The 21,470-nt window shown below is 66.9% G+C and carries 25 protein-coding genes; 16 read left to right on the forward strand and 9 right to left on the reverse strand.

Annotated elements, in window-relative coordinates:
* Positions 1–89: 89 nt before the first annotated feature.
* Positions 90–1,196 carry a DNA polymerase III subunit beta gene (gene dnaN, locus VHA82_RS24195; RefSeq protein WP_325548066.1) on the reverse strand — a complete coding sequence of 369 codons (1,107 nt, stop codon included), beginning with the start codon at positions 1,194–1,196 and terminating at the stop codon, positions 90–92.
* Between the two features lie 242 nt (positions 1,197–1,438).
* Positions 1,439–2,851, reverse strand: a complete 1,413-nt coding sequence (gene dnaA, locus VHA82_RS24200; RefSeq protein WP_325548068.1) for a chromosomal replication initiator protein DnaA — start codon at positions 2,849–2,851, stop codon at positions 1,439–1,441.
* Between the two features lie 170 nt (positions 2,852–3,021).
* On the opposite strand from dnaA, the gene rpmH reads away from it, so the two are divergent.
* The 8 genes from rpmH (at position 3,022) to VHA82_RS24240 (ending at position 9,281) form a co-directional block, all read left to right on the forward strand.
* Positions 3,022–3,156 carry a 50S ribosomal protein L34 gene (gene rpmH / locus VHA82_RS24205; RefSeq protein ID WP_006299042.1) on the forward strand — a complete coding sequence of 45 codons (135 nt, stop codon included), beginning with the start codon at positions 3,022–3,024 and terminating at the stop codon, positions 3,154–3,156.
* 43 nt (positions 3,157–3,199) lie between these two features.
* The gene (locus VHA82_RS24210; protein WP_325548072.1) at positions 3,200–3,718 is read left to right on the forward strand and encodes a ribonuclease P protein component; all 519 of its coding nucleotides are present in this window, start codon (positions 3,200–3,202) and stop codon (positions 3,716–3,718) included.
* A complete protein-coding gene (yidD, locus tag VHA82_RS24215) occupies positions 3,715–3,963 on the forward strand; it encodes a membrane protein insertion efficiency factor YidD (RefSeq protein WP_325548075.1) in 249 nt (82 codons plus the stop codon). Before VHA82_RS24210 ends, yidD begins: the two co-directional genes overlap by 4 nt.
* Positions 3,960–5,717 (forward strand): membrane protein insertase YidC, encoded by a 1,758-nt coding sequence (gene yidC, locus VHA82_RS24220; RefSeq protein ID WP_325548077.1) that lies wholly within the window; start codon positions 3,960–3,962, stop codon positions 5,715–5,717. The genes yidD and yidC overlap by 4 nt, the downstream gene beginning before the upstream one ends.
* Complete coding sequence (gene mnmE, locus VHA82_RS24225) at positions 5,714–7,108, forward strand: tRNA uridine-5-carboxymethylaminomethyl(34) synthesis GTPase MnmE (RefSeq protein ID WP_325548079.1); 1,395 nt, start codon at positions 5,714–5,716, stop codon at positions 7,106–7,108. Before yidC ends, mnmE begins: the two co-directional genes overlap by 4 nt.
* A 136-nt stretch (positions 7,109–7,244) precedes the next feature.
* Entirely contained in the window at positions 7,245–7,736 is a 492-nt protein-coding gene (locus tag VHA82_RS24230; RefSeq protein ID WP_325548081.1) for a cyclic nucleotide-binding domain-containing protein, read from the forward strand.
* A gap of 166 nt (positions 7,737–7,902) precedes the next feature.
* Positions 7,903–8,730 (forward strand): hypothetical protein, encoded by an 828-nt coding sequence (locus VHA82_RS24235; RefSeq protein WP_325548083.1) that lies wholly within the window; start codon positions 7,903–7,905, stop codon positions 8,728–8,730.
* Between the two features lie 101 nt (positions 8,731–8,831).
* Positions 8,832–9,281: a cyclic nucleotide-binding domain-containing protein gene (locus VHA82_RS24240; protein WP_325548085.1), complete on the forward strand. Its 450-nt coding sequence runs from the start codon at positions 8,832–8,834 to the stop codon at positions 9,279–9,281.
* Positions 9,282–9,351: 70 nt separating this feature from the next.
* Here the strand turns inward: VHA82_RS24240 and VHA82_RS24245 are convergent, their stop codons facing one another.
* Both VHA82_RS24245 and VHA82_RS24250 read right to left on the reverse strand, forming a co-directional pair.
* Positions 9,352–9,918 (reverse strand): adenine phosphoribosyltransferase, encoded by a 567-nt coding sequence (locus tag VHA82_RS24245; RefSeq protein WP_325548087.1) that lies wholly within the window; start codon positions 9,916–9,918, stop codon positions 9,352–9,354.
* Positions 9,919–9,922: 4 nt separating this feature from the next.
* Entirely contained in the window at positions 9,923–11,908 is a 1,986-nt protein-coding gene (locus VHA82_RS24250) for a cation:proton antiporter (RefSeq protein WP_325548090.1), read from the reverse strand.
* A 101-nt stretch (positions 11,909–12,009) separates the two neighbouring features.
* On the opposite strand from VHA82_RS24250, the gene VHA82_RS24255 reads away from it, so the two are divergent.
* The 4 genes from VHA82_RS24255 to VHA82_RS24270 are packed head-to-tail and all read left to right on the forward strand — an operon-like array spanning position 12,010 to position 14,947.
* Positions 12,010–12,987 carry a KpsF/GutQ family sugar-phosphate isomerase gene (locus tag VHA82_RS24255; RefSeq protein ID WP_325548092.1) on the forward strand — a complete coding sequence of 326 codons (978 nt, stop codon included), beginning with the start codon at positions 12,010–12,012 and terminating at the stop codon, positions 12,985–12,987.
* A gap of 9 nt (positions 12,988–12,996) precedes the next feature.
* Complete coding sequence (locus VHA82_RS24260; RefSeq protein ID WP_325548094.1) at positions 12,997–13,539, forward strand: KdsC family phosphatase; 543 nt, start codon at positions 12,997–12,999, stop codon at positions 13,537–13,539.
* Between the two features lie 5 nt (positions 13,540–13,544).
* Positions 13,545–14,171, forward strand: coding sequence for an LPS export ABC transporter periplasmic protein LptC (gene lptC / locus VHA82_RS24265; protein ID WP_325548517.1), 627 nt, complete (start codon positions 13,545–13,547; stop codon positions 14,169–14,171).
* On the forward strand, positions 14,168–14,947 hold the full coding sequence (locus tag VHA82_RS24270; RefSeq protein ID WP_325548096.1) for an SDR family oxidoreductase: 780 nt from the start codon (positions 14,168–14,170) through the stop codon (positions 14,945–14,947). Before lptC ends, VHA82_RS24270 begins: the two co-directional genes overlap by 4 nt.
* A gap of 134 nt (positions 14,948–15,081) precedes the next feature.
* Here VHA82_RS24270 and VHA82_RS24275 read toward each other — a convergent pair whose 3' ends face one another.
* The 3 genes from VHA82_RS24275 to VHA82_RS24285 all read right to left on the reverse strand — a co-directional run bounded on the left by VHA82_RS24275 (position 15,082) and on the right by VHA82_RS24285 (position 16,574).
* Positions 15,082–15,543, reverse strand: a complete 462-nt coding sequence (locus tag VHA82_RS24275) for an RNA-binding protein (protein ID WP_325548099.1) — start codon at positions 15,541–15,543, stop codon at positions 15,082–15,084.
* A 258-nt stretch (positions 15,544–15,801) separates the two neighbouring features.
* The gene (locus tag VHA82_RS24280; RefSeq protein WP_325548101.1) at positions 15,802–16,002 is read right to left on the reverse strand and encodes a zf-HC2 domain-containing protein; all 201 of its coding nucleotides are present in this window, start codon (positions 16,000–16,002) and stop codon (positions 15,802–15,804) included.
* Positions 16,002–16,574: a sigma-70 family RNA polymerase sigma factor gene (locus VHA82_RS24285; protein WP_325548103.1), complete on the reverse strand. Its 573-nt coding sequence runs from the start codon at positions 16,572–16,574 to the stop codon at positions 16,002–16,004. Before VHA82_RS24285 ends, VHA82_RS24280 begins: the two co-directional genes overlap by 1 nt.
* Positions 16,575–16,747: 173 nt before the next feature.
* Here VHA82_RS24285 and metX point away from each other — a divergent pair, with 173 nt between their 5' ends.
* From metX to VHA82_RS24305, 4 genes are all read left to right on the forward strand, one after another.
* The gene (gene metX, locus VHA82_RS24290; RefSeq protein WP_325548106.1) at positions 16,748–17,875 is read left to right on the forward strand and encodes a homoserine O-succinyltransferase MetX; all 1,128 of its coding nucleotides are present in this window, start codon (positions 16,748–16,750) and stop codon (positions 17,873–17,875) included.
* 13 nt (positions 17,876–17,888) lie between these two features.
* The gene (metW, locus tag VHA82_RS24295; protein WP_325548108.1) at positions 17,889–18,473 is read left to right on the forward strand and encodes a methionine biosynthesis protein MetW; all 585 of its coding nucleotides are present in this window, start codon (positions 17,889–17,891) and stop codon (positions 18,471–18,473) included.
* 64 nt (positions 18,474–18,537) lie between these two features.
* Positions 18,538–19,347 (forward strand): 2-oxo-tetronate isomerase, encoded by an 810-nt coding sequence (gene otnI, locus VHA82_RS24300; protein WP_325548110.1) that lies wholly within the window; start codon positions 18,538–18,540, stop codon positions 19,345–19,347.
* Between the two features lie 19 nt (positions 19,348–19,366).
* A complete protein-coding gene (locus VHA82_RS24305; protein ID WP_325548113.1) occupies positions 19,367–19,951 on the forward strand; it encodes a YigZ family protein in 585 nt (194 codons plus the stop codon).
* 53 nt (positions 19,952–20,004) lie between these two features.
* Here VHA82_RS24305 and VHA82_RS24310 read toward each other — a convergent pair whose 3' ends face one another.
* The gene (locus VHA82_RS24310) at positions 20,005–20,757 is read right to left on the reverse strand and encodes a DUF72 domain-containing protein (protein WP_325548115.1); all 753 of its coding nucleotides are present in this window, start codon (positions 20,755–20,757) and stop codon (positions 20,005–20,007) included.
* Complete coding sequence (locus VHA82_RS24315; protein ID WP_325548117.1) at positions 20,754–21,461, reverse strand: hypothetical protein; 708 nt, start codon at positions 21,459–21,461, stop codon at positions 20,754–20,756. Before VHA82_RS24315 ends, VHA82_RS24310 begins: the two co-directional genes overlap by 4 nt.
* Positions 21,462–21,470 lie beyond the last annotated feature (9 nt).

Raw genomic sequence — 21,470 nt, forward strand, 5'->3', positions numbered from 1 at the left:
TCCAAATCTCTTGAAAGGAGCGAATCCGCCCTCTGCGGCGGCTCGCCCGACCCTCGCGTCATCCCTGCGGACGCGGGGGAGGAACGCCGCTAGATTCGCATCGGCATCACGACGTACTTGAACGTCGCGTTCTCCGGGATCGTGATGAGCGCCGAGCTGTTCGCATCGGCCAGTTCCATCTTCACCATCTCCTGGCCCATGTTGGCGAGCGCATCGATCAGGTAGGTCACGTTGAAGCCGATCTCGATGTCGTCGCCGCTGTAGTCGATGTCGAGCTCGTCGACCGCTTCTTCCTGCTCGGCGTTGTTGCTCGCGACCCGCAGCGTGTCCTTTTCCAGGTTGAGCCGCACGCCCTTGAACTTCTCGCTCGTGAGGATCGCCGTGCGCTGCAGGCTCGCGAGCAGCGGCGCGCGGCCGAGCGTCACCGTGTTCTTGTGGTTCTTCGGGATCACGCGGTTGTAGTCGGGGAACTTCCCTTCCACGAGCTTGGTGACGAATTCCATCCCGTCGAACGCGAACTTGGCCTGGTTGTTCGCGAACTGCATTTCGATCGCGCCCTCGGCATCCGAGAGCAGCCGCTGCAGCTCCAGCACCGTCTTGCGCGGCAGGATCACCTCCTGGCGGGGCACTTCGACGTCGAGCGTCGCGCTTGCGAAGGCGAGGCGGTGCCCGTCGGTGGCGACGAGCGAAAGCTGCTTGCCTTCCGCGACGAAGAGGATTCCGTTCAGGTAGTAGCGGATATCGTGCACCGCCATCGCGAAGCTCACCTGGTTCAGCAAGTCCTTCAGCGTGCTCTGCGGCACGCTGAACTTCGGACCGAAGCTCGGGGCCTCCTGCACGAGCGGAAAGTCCTCGGCCGGCATGGTCTGCAACGTGAACCGGCTCTTGCCGCCCTTCAGGACGAGCTTGTTCTGGCTGGACTCGATGCTCACGGTCTGCTCGGCCGGCATGGTGCGCAGGATGTCGATCAGCTTGCGGGCACCGACCGTCGTGGTGTAGCTGCCCGCATCGCCGTCCATCTCGACGTTCGTGCGAATCTGGATTTCGAGGTCGCTCGTGGTGAACTGCACGCTGCCGCCGGACTTGCGGATCAGCACGTTGGCGAGAATCGGCAGCGTATGGCGTTTCTCGACGATGCCCGCGACGCACTGCAGCACTCCCAGCAATTTTTCCTGTGTTGCCTTCAGGACGATCATGTCTGCCTCTTCCTTGGATTTGTCTATTTCAAATTAGTCGTAGTAGTAGGAGCCGGCCGACCGGTGTGGACAACCGCTATTTTCGCCTGTTTCGTCAAGCACTTGCCGTGGCTGGACTGCTGTGGGCGGGTGTGCTTGCGGGTGTCGCTCGAAGTGGAACAACTTGCGCGTCCGGCCCGCTCTTGTGGATAAGGACGAGCTTGTCCCGGAAATGTCCCCAGCCTTTCTGGCCCATTGCCCGATCATCCCTTCAGCGTCTGTTCCAGCACGTGCAGTTGCTGATTCAGCTCGGTGAGCTGTTGACGCTCGCCCGCGATCTTGCGTACCGCGTGCAGCACGGTCGTGTGGTCGCGCCCGCCGAAGAGCTCGCCGATCTCGGGCAGGCTCTTTTGCGTGAGCTCCTTGGCCAGATACATCGCGATCTGCCGCGGCCGCGCGATGGAGGCCGGCCGCTTCTTCGAATACATGTCGGCCACCTTGATCTTGTAGTAGTCGGCCACGGTCTTTTGGATGTTCTCGACCGAGATCTGGCGGTTCTGAATCGACAGCAGGTCGCGCAGCGCCTCGCGCGCGAGCTGGATCGACACTTCCTTCTGGTTGAAGCGCGAATAGGCGAGTATCTTGCGCAGCGCCCCTTCGAGCTCGCGCACGTTGGAGCGCACGTTCTTCGCGACGAAGAAGGCGACTTCCTCCGGCATGTCGGCGTTCTCGGCGCGGGCCTTGTTGATGAGGATGGCCACCCGCATCTCGAGTTCCGGCGGCTCGATCGCCACCGTGAGCCCGGAATCGAAGCGCGAAATGAGCCGCTCGTGGATGTCGACCAGCCCCTTCGGGTAGGTGTCGCTGGTCATCACGATGTGCGATTTCTTGGCAAGAAGCGCTTCGAACGCGTTGAAGAATTCCTCCTGCGTCCGGTCCTTGTTCGCGAAGAACTGCACATCGTCGATGAGGAGCAGGTCGAGCGAGTGATAACGTTCCTTGAACTCGTCGAAAGTCTTGCGCTGATAGGCCTTGACCACATCGGAGACGAACTGCTCCGCATGGATGTAGAGAACCCGCGACTGCGGCCGGTCGGCGAGGAGCCTGTTGCCCACCGCGTGGACCAGGTGGGTCTTGCCGAGGCCCACCCCGCCATAAATGAAGAGCGGGTTGTACAGCTGGCCGGGTGTGCCGGCCACGTGCATGGCCGCGGCGCGGGCCATCCGGTTGGCCGTGCCTTCGACGAGGTTGTCGAATGTGAGAGCGGTGTTCAGGCGAGTCTTGAAGCCCTGAGGTGCCTCGGCCTCTTCGATCTCGGCCGGCTCGCTCGCCCGTGCGATCGACGACAGCGCAGGCGCAGCGTAAACCCTGGCACCGTTTTCCCTGGGAGTAATGGCTAACTCAAGATGAACCGGCTGGCCATACATCTTTTCCAGCATGCCGGCGATGCGGCCGGCATACTGGGCTCGCACCCAGTCGAGCTTGAACCGGTTCGCGACGAACAGCGTGACCCGGGAAAAGTCTTCGGACACCTGTGCGGCCAGCGGCTTGATCCAGGTGTTGAACTGCTGCTCGGGGAGTTCCTGCGCCAGCTGATCCACGCAGGCTTGCCACAGGCTGTCGCCTGCGCCCAGACTGGCGGTGGCCGCCAGGCTGTTGTGTTGCCCCTCGCTCATACTTCCGTTCGCTCCTGTGGATTAGTTCTTGCAGGCGAAACGCTGCATTCTAGTTTGTGAAGACCTTATCCACAAACGGGCCGACGGGCGGCGCCGCGGTCTCGCGTTGTGGGGCGGGGCATTTTCCACGATAATCATGGGTTCCCCTCAGAACCATACCGGCCCTCGCCATGAAGCGTACCTACCAACCCTCCAAGATCCGCCGAGCCCGCACCCACGGCTTTCTCGTGCGCATGAAAACCCGCGGAGGCCGCGCCGTGATCAACGCCCGCCGCGCCAAGGGCCGCAAGCGTCTCGCGGTCTGAGGCTCAGCGGAGCTCGCGCCATTTCGCGCGCCGCATCCTTGTCGTGCAACGGCTGAGAACACGGTCGCAGTACGAGGCGGCGATGGCGGGTGGCATCATTTCCCGGACCGCGCATTTCGTTCTGCACCACGCAGCGCTCGAAGTGCCTGCTGCGAATGCGGGGCCCGAGTCCGTGCGTTCGCGGCCCCTCTTTGCCGTACGAGACGAGCCCTGGGTCGGCGCGGTCGTCCCCAAGCGCTGGGCCAAGCGGGCCGTGAGGCGCAACGGCATCCGGCGGCAGATCTACGACGTGTCCGCGCGCTTCGCCCCCACACTGCCCAACGCCGCGCATGTCGTGCGGCTGCGCATGGGGTTTGCAGCCGACGCGTTCAAGAGCGCCTGGTCCGAGCCGCTGAAGAAGACGGTCCGCGCCGAACTGCTGAGCCTCTTCGAATCGCTCGGTACTCGCCGCGACGAGCCCAAGGCCCGTCCTCCGTCCGTCATTCCCACTGCCTCTCGCGCCGCCCCCGCGGCCCCCACCATCATTCCCGCGAAGGCGGGAATCCAGGGCGTCCAGAAATGATCCGGCGCTTTCTGATCCAGCTGATCAAGGCCTATCGCCTGCTGCTGTCGCCCGTGATCGGCAACGCGTGCCGCTTCAGGCCGACCTGCTCCCAGTACGGCATCGAAGCGCTGCAACGGCACGGCGCCCTAGCCGGCACCTATCTCACGGCAGCGCGCATCGTGCGCTGCAACCCTCTGTGCAAAGGCGGGCAAGATCCGGTCCCGCAGATGTTTTCCTTTCTCGCACACAAGAACAACCCATGAACGACATTCGCCGCACCATCCTGTGGGTGATCTTCGGTTTCTCGCTGGTGATGCTGTGGGACCAATGGCAGGTCTACAACGGCCGCCAGGCGACTTTCCTGCCGCACAAGCCGGCCGCCACGGCGCAGGCACCCGCATCGGCATCCGCATCCGCATCCGCCAGCGCCGTTTCGCAAACGAGCGCCGTGCCTTCGCCCGCCGGGAACACCGCCGCACCCGGCGCCGTTGCGACCACCGCCGCGGCCGTGCCGGGGGCAGGCGCTTCCGCGCCGCAGGTTCCGCGTGAGCGCTTCACCGTGACCACCGATGTCATGCGCATCACCTTCGACACCGAAGGCGGCTCGGTCGTGCGCACCGAAATGCTCGAGCATCCGGCCGAGACCGGCACGAAGGGCAGCACCGAGACTTTCGTGTTGCTCGACGAGAGCGCCGGGCGCGAATACGTCGCGCAAAGCGGTCTGATTGGAGGCGATTTCCCCAATCACAAGACGATCATGACCGCGAGCGGCGAGCGCACGTTGAAAGCCGGTGCAAACGAGCTGCAGGTGAAGTTCGAGTCGCCCGTGGTGGGCGGCGTGAAGCTCACCAAGACCTACACGATCAAGCGCGGCGCGTACGACATGACGGTGACGCACCAGGTGCAGAACGCGGGCAGTGCGCCGGTGCAGCCGCAGCTTTATCTGCAGATCGTGCGCGACGGCAAGGACCTGCCGGGCACGTCGAGCTTCTATTCCACCTTCACGGGCCCCGCCGTCTACACCGAGGAGCAGAAGTTCCAGAAGGTGAAGTTCGAGGACATCGACAAGAACAAGGCCGACATCCAGAAGGAATCCGATCGCGGCTACGTGGCGATGGTGCAGCACTACTTCGCGAGCGCATGGATCCTGCCGGATGGCACGCGGCGCGAACTCTTCCTGCGCGCGATCCCCAACACCAGCGCGCCGCAGCTCGGCTCGAGCCTCTATGCGGTCGGCATGATCGACAAGCTGGCCGCCCTCGCGCCCGGGCAGGCGAGCGAAGTGAATGCGAGATTCTTCGCCGGCCCCGAGAACGAGAAGATGCTCGAGAAGATCGAGCCCGGCCTGGAACTCGTGAAGGACTACGGCCATCTCACGATCCTCGCGAAGCCGCTCTACTGGCTGCTCGACAAGCTGCACAGCTTCATCGGCAACTGGGGCTGGTCGATCGTGGCGCTCGTGCTGCTCATCAAGATCGCGTTCTACTGGCTGCAGGCGAAGGGCTACGAGTCCATGGCCAAGATGAAGGCCATCAACCCGCGCGTCATGGCGATGCGCGAACGCTACAAGGAAAATCCGCAGCAGATGCAGCAGGAGATGATGCGCATCTACCGCGAGGAGAAGGTGAATCCGCTGGGCGGGTGCCTGCCGATCTTCATCCAGATTCCGGTCTTCATCTCGCTGTACTGGGTGCTGCTCGCCAGCGTGGAGATGCGCAACGCCCCCTGGATCGGCTGGATTCACGACCTCTCCTCGCGCGATCCGTACTACATCCTGCCGATCGTGATGACGGTCACGACGCTCTTCCAGACCGCCCTGAACCCGGCACCGCCCGACCCGATGCAGGCCAAGATGATGTGGATCATGCCGATGGTGTTCGCGGTGATGTTCTTCTATTTTCCCGCGGGCCTCGTGCTGTACTGGGTCACGAACAACATCCTCTCGATCGCCCAGCAGTGGCTCATCAATACGCGGATGGGCGTGAAGGTGGAATTCAACCTGCCGAAGTTCGGTTGACGCTCGCCACTCTCGACCAGCCGATCGCCGCGATCGCCACGGCGCCGGGGCGCGGCGCGGTCGGAATCGTGCGGGTGTCGGCCAAGTCGGTTCAGCCGCTCATCGAAGCGATCTGCCACCGCGCGCTGAAGCCGCGCGAAGCCACCTATCTGCCCTTCAAGGCGGCAGACGGCTCCACGATCGACCAGGGCCTTGCGATCCACTTTCCCGCGCCGCATTCCTACACCGGCGAGGACGTGCTCGAATTGCAGGCCCACGGCGGCCCCGTCGTGCTGCAGCTTCTGCTGGCCCGCTGCCTGGAGGCAGGCGCCGCAATGGGTCTGCGCGTGGCCGAACCGGGTGAATTCACGCGACGGGCCTTTCTGAACGACAAGATGGACCTCGCGCAGGCCGAAGCGGTCGCCGATCTGATCGATGCGTCCACCGAAGCCGCGGCCCGCAGTGCGTCGCGTTCGCTCGCGGGCGAGTTCTCGCGCGAGATTCACGCGCTGCGCGACGCGTTGATCGAGCTGCGCATGCTCGTGGAAGCGACGCTCGATTTTCCCGAGGAGGAGATCGACTTCCTCCGCAAGGCGGACGCGCAAGGCCAGCTCGATCGCATCCGGCAGCAGCTCGCTGTCGTCATGACGCGCGCGCGCCAGGGCGCGCTGCTCGCCGAAGGCATCCGGGTCGTGATCGCGGGCCAGCCGAACGCGGGCAAGAGTTCCCTGCTGAACGCGCTCGCGGGAGTCGAACTCGCGATCGTGACGCCGATCCCCGGCACGACGCGGGACGTGGTGAGCCAGCAGATCCAGATCGAAGGCGTGCCGCTGCACGTGATCGACACCGCGGGCCTGCGCGAAGGCGGCGACACGGTGGAGCGCATCGGCATCGAACGCGCGTGGGGTCAGATCAGGAGCGCCGATGCCATCCTGTTCCTGCATGACATGACGCGCTGGCGCGATGCGGACTACGTCGCGGCGGACGAGCGCATCGCGCGCGAACTCGCCGACCGCCTGCCGAGGCAAGCCACGGTGCTCGACGTGTGGAACAAGGCCGATGTCGTGCCGCCCGATACGCAGGCCGCGCACACGGCGCGGCAGGACGTCGTGGTGTCGGCCCGCACGGGGACCGGCCTGGAGGCCCTGCGCCGTCGTCTGCTCGAGATCGCCGGCTGGCAGGCTGCGCCCGAGGGCGTCTTCATCGCGCGCGAACGCCACGTGCATGCGCTCGCGCGTGCCGACCTGCACCTGAAGGACGCGGCCGCGCTCCTCACGCTTCAGGCGCAGGCGCTCGATCTGCTGGCCGAGGAGCTGCGTCTTGCGCAGAATGCGCTCAACGAGATCACCGGGGAGTTCGGCTCGGACGATCTGCTCGGGGTGATCTTCTCGCGGTTTTGCATCGGGAAGTAGTCGGCTCGCCGTTCGTCCGCGCCCACCGACCGCTCGCGGGTACGAGCGCGTTACCCTTCGAACGGCTCGGGTATCACGTGCAACGCCCGGTTAATGCGCCTTGTGCCCTTGCGGTCGCGCATCCACCATGCGCCGCATGAACGCACCGCTTCGCATCCCGATCCAGTTCGACATCCAGGGGCTCGTACGGGCCATCCAGCAAAACGAGTCGGAAGACGTCTTCAGGCCCGCACTCAATGCGAAGCAGTGGGAGCTGCTTGCGACCTACATGCAGCCCTTCGCGCTGATGAACGGCCAGGTGCTGATCGAGCAGAACGCCTCGGACCGCACGGTCTACGTCGTCGAAGCGGGCACGCTCACCGTGCACTACGAAGACGGCAAGGGGCGGCTGCGACTCGCGACGGTCGGGCCGGGTTCGGCCGTGGGCGAAGGCGCGTTCTTCACCCGCCTGCCGCGCAACGCGACGGTGCAGGCCGCAAGCCCTTGCAAGATCTGGTCGCTCACGCCGATCCGCTTCACCGAGCTCACCAATCGACAGCCGAACCTCGCGCTCGAAGTCGCGATGGCGCTCGGCTCGCTCGTGTCGAGACGCCTTGCCAACCGGCCCAAGCGCGTTGCCGTCACCTGAGCCCCGGGGGCATCGCGGCGATGCCACTATTTCACGGAAGACCGCATGGCACTCCCGTGGACGAAGGTGCCGTGAAAAAGTTGGCCATTTTTTTCTCTGGCGGCATTACACTGCGCCGCAGAAGCGCTGAAAACGAAAGTCCGCGTTCGCGCACCCGGAGATGACGATGTCCTTCTTCAGCTGGTTCACAGGCCGCAAGCCCGCCAAGCCCGCGACAGCGGCGGAAAGCTCCGGCCTCTCGCGCATGGAATCGACCAAGCCGTATCCGCCGCGCGGACCGCAGGACCCCAATGCCCGGCCCGCGAATCGCAAGAGCGAGCGCATGGCGCGCCGCGAGTTGCTCTATACGGTCGTGCGCGAAACCATGGCGAAGTCCGGCGTCGTCTCCGCCAGCTACAAGTTCAAAGTGCTCTCGCTCGACGCGCGCGGCCGCCAGTTCCTCGTCATGGTGGACCTCGCGCGCGAGTACGGCAGCGAGACGAGCGGCCTGGCGGAAATCGAGGCGATGATCGCCCAGATGGCCAAGGTGCGTTACGACATCGTCGTGACGGCGGTCTACTGGCGGATGAACGAGCATGTGGCCGTAGGCATCAACACGGGACGCCATCACGGCAAGGCATCCATCGGCACCGCGGCGGCGGCCCCGTCGCAGGCTGCGCCGGTCGCGTCGCAGCCGATGCCGGTTGAGGCGGCGCGCGAAACACCCCCTGAGGCACCCCCTGAAACACCGCTCGCCAAAGGCGGCGCACGCTTCGAGCCCATCCAGCACGACGAGGTGGAGGCTTTTCGGCAGGCGTTCGCCCAGGGCGTGTCCGGCGCCGCCGCAATGCAGGCGGCGGCCGGCGCCACGGCAAAGAGTTTCGACGGCACCATGAAGCACGGCCCGCAAAGCTACACGCTTCTGACCGGCTTCGAAGACACCGAACTCGCCGAGGACGAATCCCACCCCATGCCGGGCGCGCTCAGCGCGACGCAGTACGGCGACTTGCGGTGAGGACTGAGCTCTGATTCCGGGGGCCATCCAACCCCTCGCTCAAACTAGAGCTTTAGGTTACACTGGCTCCCCCTGCCCCGGCAGGGTCCTGGAGGGCCGGTATGAACGTACAACAATTGATGGATGCGGTGGAGCAGCTGAACGCGCGAGATGCGCTTCAGTGCAAGCTTTCCCTGGACGAATGGAAGGCGCTTGCGCCGTATCTTTCGGTGCGCTTCATGCGCGTGGGCGATCCGCTGATGTTCGAGGGCGACGCCGACCGCGAGGTCTACATCCTTGCCGAAGGCGAAGTGGAGGTGCGCATCCAGGACCATGCGCTGGCCACGCTCGGCGCCGGCAACGTCGTCGGAGAGGGCACGTTCTTCTCCGGCGAGCCGCGCAGCGCAACGGTCGTTCCCACGAAGACCGGTGTCGCCTGGGGATTGAAGTGGGATCGGTTCGAGGCGCTCTCCAAGAAGCATCCCGGCCTCGCGATCGATCTGCTGAAGGGCCTGGCGATCGTGCTTGCCATCCGCATGCGGCAGGCGGTGCTGGTGGAGCACTTCGCGTAGGCACGCCGAATCGGCCGATGCCGGGACGGCGCTAGCCGGCGGGTCCGCAAGCACGATACCCCCGGCTCGTTCAATGCCCCTCGAAATGCACGAACGTGAAGACGTCGAGCCCGTGTTCGCGCAGGCGCGCTGAGCCGCCCAGCTCGGGCAGATCGACGATCGCGGCGCCTTCGGCCACGCTGCCGCCCAGCTTTTCCAGCAGGCGCTTGCCCGCCATCATCGTCCCGCCCGTGGCGATGAGGTCGTCGATCAGCAGCACACGCTGGCCGGGCTTCACCGCGTCCACATGCAGCTCGACGGTCGCGTTGCCGTACTCGAGCTCGTAGGTTTCCTCGACGGTCGTGAATGGCAGCTTGCCTTTCTTGCGGATCGGAACGAAGCCGAGCCCGAGCTCGTAGGCGACGACCGAACCCAGGATGAAGCCGCGCGCGTCGAGGCCCGCCACGACGTCGGGCCGGCGATCCATGTAGCGGTGCACGAACGCGTCGATCAGCACCCGGAAAACCTTCGGGTCCTGCAGCAGCGGCGTGATGTCGCGGAACTGAACGCCCGGCGCCGGCCAGTCGGGCACCGTGCGGATGTGCGAGCGCAGGTACTCGCCGATGCTCCTGCCCGTGAGCGTGTCGTCGAAATTCATCGCCTCATCCTTTCAACAGGATCTCTTCGGCCGTGGCGAGCGTCTCCGGACGGCCCGACAGCACGAGCGTATCGCCATCCTGCAGCTCGGGGTCGCTCTGCGGATCGAGCGGCTTGCCGTCCCTGCGGCGCAGGCTCACCACCCGCACGCCTTGCGCGTGCAGCGCGAAATGACTGAGCGCGCGGCCGAGCGCCCGGGCGCCGAACGGCAGGGTGACGGAGGCGAGCCGCTCCTGCTCCAGGTCGTCCGCGGTGCTGTCGTCCGCGCCGTGGAAGTAGCCGCGCAGCAGGCTGTAGCGCGCATCGCGCTGATCCTGCACGATGCGGATCACGCGCCGCATCGGCACGCCCACGAGCGCCAGGGCATGCGAGGCGAGCATCAGCGAGCTTTCCATCGTCTCCGGCACGACCTCGGTCGCGCCCGCGCTCATCAGTTTGTCCAGCTCTCGGTCGTCCTGCGTGCGCACGATGACCGGCACCTGCGGCGCGTGCGCGCGCGTGTTGGCGAGCACCTTGAGCGCCCCGGGCACGTCGAGGTAGGTCACGACCACCGCGCTCGCGCGGGCCAGGCCCGCGGCCATCAATGCCTGCAGCCGCGCGGCGTCGCCGAACACCACCGAATCGCCCGCCGCCGCGGCCTGGCGCACGCGATCGGGATCGAGGTCGAGCGCCATGTACGGAATGCCCTCGGGCTCCAGCATGCGCGCGAGATTCTGTCCGCAGCGGCCATAGCCGCAGATGATCACGTGCTTGTTGGCGTTGATCGAGCGCCGCGCGATGGTGGTCATCTGCAGCGACTGCATCATCCACTCGCTCGCCACGAGCTTCATGACGATGCGGTTGCTCCACTGGATGATGAGCGGCGTGGCGAGCATCGAAAGCACCATGCTCGCGAGAATCGGATTGATCATCCCGGGCGGCACGAGGTGTCCCTGCTGCGCGAGCGCGAGCAGCACGAAGCCGAATTCGCCCGCCTGCGCGAGGTAGAGACCGGTGCGCAGCGCCACGCCCGTCGTCGCGCCTGCGACGCGCGCGATCGCGGTCACGAGCGCGAGCTTGAACAGCACCGGCGCGGTGAGCAGAGCCAGCACGAGCGCCAGATGGCCGGCCACGTCCTTCCAGTCGAGCAGCATGCCGATGCTGATGAAGAACAGGCCGAGCAGCACGTCGTGAAACGGCCGGATGTCCGTTTCCACCTGGTACTTGTATTCGGTCTCGGAAATCAGCATGCCCGCGATGAAGGCGCCGAGCGCGAGCGAGAGACCCGCGAGTTCGGTGAGCCACGCGAGCCCGAGCGTGACGAGCAGCAGGTTCAGCACGAAGAGCTCGTCGCTCTTGCGCCGTGCGACGAGCGTGAGCCACCAGCGCATCACGGCCTGCCCGCCGGTCAGCAGCAGCACGATGAGGGCGGTGGCCTTGATTGCCGCCACGGCGAGTTCGCGCAGCAGCGTCTCGGCTGGGCTCCCCAGCGCCGGGATCAGTACGAGGAAGGGCACCACGGCCAGATCCTGGAACAGCAGCACGCCCATCACGCGCTTGCCGTGCTCGGATTCGAGCTCCAGGCGCTCGGCCATCAGCTTCACGACGATCGCAGTGCTGCTCATCGCGAGCGCACCCGAGAGCGCGAGCGCGCTTTGCCAGGTGACGTGCCACAGCCGCGGCGCGAGTGCTTCCAGAAAGAGCGATCCGACCATGGAAAGCAGCACGGTGAGCACGACTTGCGACAGGCCGAGCCCGAAGACGAAGCCTCGCATCGCGCGCAGCTTGGGCAGGTTGAACTCCAGGCCGATCACGAACATGAGGAACACGACGCCGAATTCGCCGAGGTGGCGCACGCCCGCCGAATCTCGGGCGACCGCGAGCGCGTTGGGGCCGATCAGGATGCCGACCACGAGATAGCCGAGCATGGGCGGCAGCTTGAGCAAGCGGCACCCCACCACGCCCAGCACGGCCGCGAGCAGGTAAACCAGTGTGAGCTCGAGCGAGGTCATCCCCGCATGCTATACGCCCGCCGAATGCGCCCGCCGAACGCGCCCGCCGAACGCGCCCGCTGTATGGGCCCCGCCGCGACCGCCCGAATAGAATCGCCCGGATGGATTTCGACGCCGACCGCGCGCTGCGCCTGGCCCACGACACCTTCGAGATCGAAGCGCAGGCGGTGCTCGGCCTGCGCGCGCGTCTGGGTGAGCCGTTCGCCCGCGCGGTGCAGATGATCCTCGGGATTCCCGGCCGCGTGGTCGTGATGGGCATGGGAAAGAGCGGCCATGTGAGCCGCAAGATCGCCGCGACGCTCGCCTCCACCGGCACGCCGGCGATGTTCGTCCATCCCGCGGAGGCGAGCCACGGCGACCTGGGCATGATCACCAAGGGCGACCTGCTTCTGGCCGTGTCGAACAGCGGCGAGGTGGAGGAACTGGTGCCCGTGCTGCCGGTCGTGAAGCGGCTCGGAGTACCGATGATCGCGCTCACCGGCGGGCTCAAGTCGACGCTCGCGCGGCACGCCGACGTCGTGCTCGACAGCGGCGTGGAAAAGGAGGCCTGCCCGCACAACCTCGCGCCCACCGCGAGCACCACGGCGCAGATGGCGCTTGGCGACGCGCTGGCGGTGGCGTTGCTCGATGCGCGCGGCTTCGCGCCCGAGGACTTCGCGCGGTCGCACCCCGGCGGCTCGCTCGGACGCAAGCTGCTCACGCTGGTGGGCGACGTGATGCGCACCGGCGACGCGGTGCCGAAGGTTCAGCCCCATGCCCCGTTTTCGGCGCTCATGCGCGAGATGGGGGCCAAGGGCATCGGCGCGTCGGCCGTGGTGGATGCCGAAGGGCATCTGGTGGGCATCTTCACCGCGGGCGACCTGCGCCGGCACGTCGAACGCGGCACCGACCTGCGGGAAAGCGTCGCGCGCGACATCATGAACCCGAGCCCGCGCACGCTGAGAGCCGGGCAGATGGCGGTCGAAGCGGCGCAGGTGATGGAGCAGACGCGCGTCACGCTGCTCTTCGTGGTCGACGAGCATGGCCACCTCGTGGGGACCGTCAACGCCAACGACCTGCTGCGCGCCAAGGTCATCTGACTTGCCCCCGTGCAGCCCGCACTGAACTTTCCCCCCGAATTGCTGCTCGCGGCGCAAGGCGTGCGGGTCGCCTTCTTCGACGTGGACGGAGTGCTCACCGACGGCGGCGTCTTCATGTCGGACGCGGGCGAAACGCTCAAGCGCTTTCATATCCTCGACGGCCTCGGGCTGAAGCTCTTGCAGAAGGCGGGCATCGTGCCGGCCGTGATCACCGGCCGCGATTCGGCACCGCTTCGCGAGCGCCTCAGGGCTCTTGGGATCGTGCACGCGCACTACGGCACCGAAGACAAGCGGCCCGCGGCGGAGGCGACGCTTTCGGCGCTCGGCCTGCAATGGCGCGAAGCCGCGGCGATGGGCGACGACTGGCCCGACTTGCCCGTACTCACGCGCAGCGCTTTCGCGGTGGCGCCGCCGAACGCGCACGTGGAGGTGCGCGCGGTCGCGCACCATGTGACGCAAGCCGCGGGCGGCAACGGGGCGGCGCGCGAATTCTGCGACCTGCTGCTGGTGGCGTCCGGCCGCTACGCGGGCCTGCTCGAAGGGTACGAGTGAGCACGCTGCCCGCGCGCCTCTGGCGGGCATGGGACCGCGCGACGGTCTACCTGCCGCTCATCCTGATGGGCGTGATGGCGCTTGGCACCTACTGGCTCGCGCGCAACACGCCGAGCTTCAATGTGCCGGGCGTGCAGCGGCCGCCCACCCATGAGCCGGACTATTTCATGCGCGCCTTCTCCGTGAAGAGCTTCGACGCCGCCGGCCGCCTCAAAAGCGAAGTGCGCGGCGCGCAGGCGCGCCACTATCCGGACAGCGACACGCTGGAGATCGACCAGCCCCGCATCCGCTCGTTCGGCCAGGACGGGCAGCTCACGATAGCGACCGCGGCTCGCGCGCTCTCGAATGCGGACGGCAGCGAAGTCCAGCTCTTCGGCGATGCGGTGGTGACGCGCGCCCCGCTCGCGAAGTCCGGCGCCGCGGACCTTCCCCCGCTCGAGATCCGCAGCGATTTCCTCGATGTGCTTGTGCAGAAGGAAGAAGTGCACACCCGCAAGCCCGTGATGCTCAGGCGCGGCAGCGACGAATTCCGCGCGGACGCACTGGACTACAACCACCTGGACCGCGTGCTGGAACTGCGGGGCAATGTGCGCGGCACGATCGCGCCGCACGGCGAGAAGGTCCTGCCTTGAGCGATGGGCCGCTTGCCTTCATCACGGGCGCATCGAGCGGCATCGGGCAGGCGCTGGCCGAGCGATACGCGCAGGCCGGCTGCCGCCTCGCGCTCGTGGCGCGCCGCACGCAGGAAATCGAACGATGGGCCGCGGGCGCGGGGCTCGAGACCGGGCGCTGGGCGGTGTACGGCGCCGACGTCGCCGACATCGGCAGCATCGTGGCGGCGGGCCACGCGTGCATCGCCGCGCAGGGTGTGCCCGATGTGGTGATCGCGAATGCCGGCATCAGCATCGGCATGGACAGCGCCGAGCGCGACGACCTCGACGTGATGGCGCGCACCTATGCCGTGAACGCCGTGGGCGTGGCCGCGACGTTCCACCCCTTCGTGCAGCCGATGGCCCGGCGAGGCTCGGGCCGGCTCGTGGGCATCTCGAGTGTGGCGGGCATCCGGGGCCTGCCCGGGCACGGCGCGTATTGCTCCAGCAAGGCCGCCGTGATCAGCTACTGCGAGAGCCTGCGCGGCGAGCTGCGCTCGAGCGGCGTGCGCGTGGTGACGATCTGTCCGGGCTATGTCGCGACGCCGCTCACCGCGCGCAATCGCTACGGCATGCCGTTCCTGCTGCAGCCGCACGAGTTCGCCGCACGCGCATTTCGCGCGATCGAATCGGGCGCGAGCTATCGCGTGATTCCCTGGCAGATGGGACTCGTCGCGAAGCTGCTGCGCGCGATGCCCAACGCGATATTCGACCGCGTCATGACCGGCCGGCCGCGCAAGCGGCGCGAGCACGAGTAGCCGGAGGCGGCCGCGAATCCGCTTCGGTCCGCCAGCCGGCCGGGGCGCTCGCGGGCTGAGCGCCGCCGCGCTGGAATGACAAAGGCTCCCGCAGGAGCCTTTGAACAACAACCCAAGGGTTGCGAAAGAATCTCTCAGTAGCCGCCGCGACCGCCGCAGCCGCCACCGCCGCGCGGACCGGCGCCGTACGGGCTGCGGAAGCCGCCATCCTGGCCTCCGCGGTCGCCGCGCCCGCCGCCACCCTGGCCGCGCCCGCCACCACCGCCGCCGCCGCCGTAGCCGCCGCCACCGCCGCCGCCGTAGCCACCGCCACCTCCATAGCCACCGCCGCCGCTGCGCGGCCGGTTTTCCATCGGGCGCGCTTCATTCACGACGACGCTGCGTCCCCCGAGTGGCTGCCCGTTCATGCCGTTGATCGCGGCCTGGGCCTCGGCATCGCTCGCCATCTCCACGAAGCCGAAGCCCTTGGAGCGGCCGGTCTCGCGCTCCATCATCACCTTGGCGCTCGTGACCGTACCGAACTGGCTGAACGCCTGCTCCAGATCGCTGTCACGCATCTGGTACGGCAGGTTGCCGACATATAGCTTGTTGCCCATGAATGGGACTCCTAAGAAACGAATGAACCTTTTGAGCGATGGAGTCCCGAAAACGCATGCCAACCGAACGAGCGACGACGCGAAAGTGACCTGTACACCGCAGCCTGCGCAGGGCCGTCATGCCCGCGCCGTTTCATTATGAAGCAGATACGGGCTTTGCTGGCAAGCCGCGAAGTGGCGCCGAACCCACGGAAACCCTGAATCGCCGGGTTCGGCCGGATCCCCCGGATAGGGGAACAGCGGCCCACGAGGGGGCGCTCACTCCTCGCCGGATTGCGAGTACGCGCGCCAACGCGCAAAAGCGCGGCGCATCGTGAGCATCTGGCGTTCGAACTTCGGGCATGCGTCGCAGGCGGCCAGGTGCAGGCGCAGGGCAACCCGCTCCACCCAGGGCAGCGCGCGGTCCTCCCGCGCGACGAGGAGGGCCGACACTTCCTTGCAAGTTCGGCGAAAGAACATCATGCAGCGAGCCGGTCGGCGAACCAGTTGAGTTCGAGGCATTCGCGCAGGCGCAGCCGTGCACGATGCAGTTGGACGTAAAGGTTGGTCGGGGTGAGCTGGAGTTCCTTACAGATTTCCTCGCTGTCCAGCTCCAGCCATTCGCGCATGAGAAAGATGCGTCCCATCGCGGGCGGCAGCTTGTCCGTGCACGCCTCCAGCACCAGCAGGAACTGGCGCGAACGCAGGGACTGCTCCGGGTCGCCCCATTCGGCGGGCTGCTGCAGGAAGTGGCCGTCGGGTCTGAACGAGAGCGCATCGAGCTCATCGACGGCGTCGCCCGCGTCGATGTCCAATGCCACTTCGCGACGGCGCTCGCGCAAGGTGTCGATGATCTTGTGCTTCAGGATGCCCACGAGCCATGTCCTGAGCGCACTGCGGTTGCCGAAGGACTGCGGCTTCGCGAGGGCGGCCAGGATCGTTTCGGACACGGCATCCTCGGCCCATGTCTCGTTGCGAAGCTGCAGCCGCGCGAACCGCAGCAGATACGCCCGGTGCTCTTCGAGCTGGTGTTCGATCGGTGGCGTGGCCATCAGGGGCCGCATCTTCGCACACGGCGAGCCGCGCGCTGCGCGCTGCTATACTGCCTGCAGCGCCGATTTGCTCTTCCGCTTGCGGGCGCTTTACCAAATGCAGCTAAAGACGAAACGCCTGCGACTCACCCGGCTTCGTGTTTAGCGAGCCGGGTTTTTTGCTTTCCGTTTCGATGACTCTCATCGCCCATTCGCAGAACATGCAGTTCGACGCGCCGCTTGCGCTGCAAAGCGGCGCGTCCGTGCGCGGGTACACCCTCGCCTACGAAACCTACGGCACGTTGAACGCCCAGCGCAGCAACGCGGTGCTGATCTGCCATGCGCTCAACGCGTCGCACCACGTGGCGGGGGTGTACGCGGACCAGCCGGGCAACGTGGGCTGGTGGGACAGCATGATCGGGCCCGGCAAGCCCGTGGATACGGACCGCTTCTTCGTGATCGGCGTGAACAACCTCGGATCGTGCTTCGGCTCCACCGGGCCCATGCACGCGAACCCCGACACCGGCCGCATCTACGGTTCCGACTTTCCCGTGGTGACCGTCGAGGACTGGGTGGATGCGCAGGCGCGCCTCATCGACGCACTCGGCATCGAACGCCTCGCGGCCGTGATGGGCGGCAGCCTCGGGGGGATGCAGGCGCTCTCGTGGACGCTCCAGTATCCCGACCGCGTGCGCCACGCGATCGGCGTGGCGAGCGCGCCCAACCTCACGGCGGAAAACATCGCGTTCAACGAAGTCGCACGCCGCGCGATCACCACCGACCCCGATTTTCACGGCGGCCATTTCTACGAACACGGCGTCGTGCCCAAGCGCGGGCTGCGCATCGCGCGGATGGTCGGCCATATCACGTACCTCTCGGACGACGTGATGAACGAGAAGTTCGGGCGCCAGTTGCGCAACGGGCTGGAGCTGCAATACACGACGCAGGACATCGAGTTCCAGATCGAAAGCTACCTGCGCTACCAGGGCGACAAGTTCAGCGAATACTTCGACGCCAACACGTACCTGCTCATCACGCGCGCGCTGGACTACTTCGATCCGGCGAAGCGTTTCGACGGCAACCTCTCGCGGGCGCTTGCCGCGGCGCGCGCGAAATTCCTGCTGGTGAGCTTCACGACCGACTGGCGCTTTTCGCCCGCGCGCAGCCGCGAGATCGTGAAGGCCTTGCTCGACAACGGCCGCGACATCAGCTACGCGGAGATCGACGCGCCGCACGGCCACGACGCGTTCCTGCTGGAGGACCCGCAGTACCTGGCCGTGGTGCGAGCGTACTTCGAGCGCATCGCCGCGGAGCATTCATGAAGCGCACCGCACCATGAGCGATCGTGCCACCTTGCGGATCATCGCCTCGCTCGTGCCCGAGGGCTCGCGCGTGCTCGACCTCGGCTGCGGCGACGGGGCGCTGCTGGACCTCCTGCAGCGCGAACGCGGCTGCAGCGGCTACGGCATCGAGATCGACGACGCGAACCTGCTTGCCTGCGTGAAGCGCGGCGTGAACGTGATCCAGCTGAACCTGGAAGAGGGTCTTTCCATGTTCGACAACGACTCGTTCGACGTCGTGCTGCAGATCGACACGCTGCAGCACCTGCGCAACGCCGAAACCATGCTGCGCGAAACCGCTCGCGTCGGCAAGTGCGGCGTGGTGGCCTTTCCCAACTTCGCGCATTGGCCGAACCGCTTCGCCATCCTGCGCGGCCGCATGCCCGTCACCAAGCGGCTACCCTATCAGTGGTACGACACGCCCAACATCCGGGTGGGCACGTTCAAGGATTTCGAGGTGCTCGCCACGAGAAACCGGCTCGCGATCCTGGAGTCGTTCGGGCTGCAGGAAGGCGCCGTGCGGCGCATGCTGCCGAACCTCACGGCGAGCACCGCGGTCTTCAAGTTCGAACGCGGCTGAACGCTGGCCCGCATCCGGCGGCCGGAGCACAATCGCACGACATTTCGATCGAACACGCAGATTCGTGCCCAGATTCGCCGCCAACCTGTCGATGCTGTACACGGAGCACGCGTTCCTCGACCGTTTCGAGGCCGCGGCTCGCGACGGCTTTCGCGCCGTCGAGTATCTGTTCCCGTATGAATACGAGGCACGCGAACTCGCCGCGCGTCTGCGCGACCAGGGCCTGCAGCAGGTCCTCTTCAACGCGCCGCCCGGTGCCGAGGGCGAACGGGGCCTCGCCTGCATGCCGGGGCGCGAGGCGCAGTTTCGCAGCGGCATCGAAGCCGCGCTGCGCTACGCCGAGGAACTGCGATGCCCGCGCATCCACGTGATGGCGGGGCTCGCGCCCGAAGGCGCGGACCGCGGATGGCTGCGCGACACGTACGTCTCCAACCTGCGGTGGGCCGCGCGCCTTGCGGCCGCCGGCGGCGTGAACCTCATGATCGAGCCGATCAACACGCGCGACATCCCGCGCTATTTCCTGAACCGCCAGCACGACGCGCATGCACTCGTGCAGGAGATCGGCGCATCCAACGTTCAGGTGCAGATGGACCTGTATCACTGCCAGGTCGCCGAAGGCGACGTCGCGATGAAGATTCGAGAGTTCCTCCCCACGGGCCGCGTCGGGCACATGCAGGTGGCGGGCGTGCCCGAACGGCACGAGCCGGACCGCGGCGAGCTGAACTGCCGCTATCTCTTCGCCGTGATCGACGAGGTGTCGGCGCAATGCGGCTGGGACGGCTGGGACGGCTGGGTCGGCTGCGAGTACCGGCCCGCGCTCGGCGCGCGGCCGGGGGGCACGACGGCCGGTCTCGGATGGATGCGCGCGGCCTGAAGCCGGGTGCGCGCCGCCCATGCCGTATTCGATCGAAGCGCCGGCGCGAGCCGAGCTCGTCGTGCGCAAGAGCCGCTTCATTGCCTGCGTGCGGGCGGTGGCGAGCCGGGCCGAAGCCCTGGAAATCGTGGCGCGCCTGCGCGCCGAGCATCCGGGTGCGGCCCACGTCTGCTGGGCGCTGCTGGCAGGCGGGCAGTCTGCTGCGAACGACGATGGCGAGCCGAGCGGCAGCGCGGGCCGGCCGATGCTCGAAGTGCTGCGCCATCAGGCGCTGGAAGGCGTGCTCGCGACGGTGGTGCGCTATTTCGGCGGCGTGAAGCTCGGCTCGGGCGGTCTCGCGCGCGCGTACACCGATGCGGTCGCGCAGGCGCTGATGGCGGCGAGCAAGGTGCCACTGCGCCGCACGGTCACCTTGCGCTGTTCGGTGCCGTATGCGCTGGAAGGGATGGTCCGCCGGCAGTTGCAGCTCGCGGATGCGAAGCTGCTCGAGGTGGTGCATCGCGAAAGCGTCGAAGTGGCGTTCGCCGTGGTGGACGAGCGCGTGGCCGACATCCGCTCGGCGCTCGACGACGCTGCCGCGGGTCGGCTCGTCTGGACTCCCTGACCGAGTCAGGCGAAGCGAGCGCGGTGGAGAGCGCCCTTTCGGTGACCGCGCCCCTACCCGGCGAGAAGGCGCAACGCCTCCATCGCCGCCGCGGGATTGCGCTCCTTCGCGCCGCTGATGAAGTACATGAACACCTCGCGCCCGGGCCCTTTGCCGGCCCACGCCCGTGCGCCTTGCACCCACTTCGCGATCTCTTCCGTCGGATAGCCCGTGGGGCAGTCCGCCGACGTGCGCATGAGGCGCAGGTACGCGAGCTCGCTGCCCGCATCCGCGAGGCCGGGATAGTCGTCGGAATCGCTGTGCACGGTCCCCACGCCGTAGCGCTCGGCGAGCTCGAAATACGGTTCGCAATCGAAGCTCTCGTGGCGCGCATCGAGCACGTGCTTCAGCGGCCGGCCGGCCGCTTCCTTCGGCAGCATCGCGAAGAAGGCGCCGACGTTGTCCGCGTCGAACTTCGCCGAGGGCATGAGCTGCCACACGATCGGCCCCAGCTTGTCGCGGAGTTCGGCGATTCCGCTGCCCACGAAGCGCTCGATGGGCTCGCGCGCCGTCGAGAGGTCGCGGCGATAGGTCGCGAAGCGGTGCGCCTTCAGCGAGAACACGAACCCCTCGGGCGTCTCGTCGCGCCACTTCGCGAACTGCGCGGGCTTGAACGTGCTGTAGAAGGTGCCGTTGATCTCGATGGCCGTCAGATGCCGGCTCGCATAGGCGAGCTCCTCCTTGTGCGGCAGCCCCTTCGGGTAGAAGTTGTCGCGCCAGGGCTCGAAGGTCCAGCCGCCGACGCCGATATGGATGCGCTCGTTCATATGCCGTTGCGGTCGTGCCAGACAGACCCCTGCGGATCGACGTATCCACGCCGCTTCGCCGCGGATTCGCGCAGCTGGTCGTCCGCGTTGATGGCAAGTCCCACGCGGAACTGCTCCACGGGAAGCCCCTGCTGCAGAAGAAGCGCGCCCAGCACCATGTCGCCTCCATTGTGCGCGAGCTCCGGGCCGGGCCAGTCCCACCGGCGCAAGAGCGCGAGCGGCACGACCACCCAGCCTCCGGTGTTGAACACGATCTCGTCCGGCAACTCGCGGCCCGTGTACCAGCGCTGCTCGCGAATCCAGTCGTGCTGGCGGGGCGTGAGGCGCTGCTTGTAGGTCGAGCCGAGCGAGCCCTGCGTGCGTTCGGCCCGCATCGCGACCGACGCGAGCCACGTGACTGCCTGCGTGCCCGGGTGCAGGCAGGTGTCGTCGTCGAACCACATGAGGTGCGTCGCGTCGCCGCGATACTCGTGCACGAGCCGTCGCATCATCGGGAACTTGTAGATTTGCGGATTCGCTTCGATCAGGTCCACGCCGGGCAGCGCGGCGTCGATCACCTCGCGCGTCGTGCGCGAGACCTCGTTCAGGCCGATGCGCATGTCGACCTTTCCGGTCGCGCGGATCGACCGCAGCGTGAGCGCGCAGCGCTGCGCGATCTGCGGGAAGTCGCCGTAGAAGAGGGCGCAGACCAGGAATTTGACCAAGGCGGATCT

Source organism: Ramlibacter sp., from assembly GCF_035548915.1.
Lineage (GTDB): Bacteria > Pseudomonadota > Gammaproteobacteria > Burkholderiales > Burkholderiaceae_C > Ramlibacter.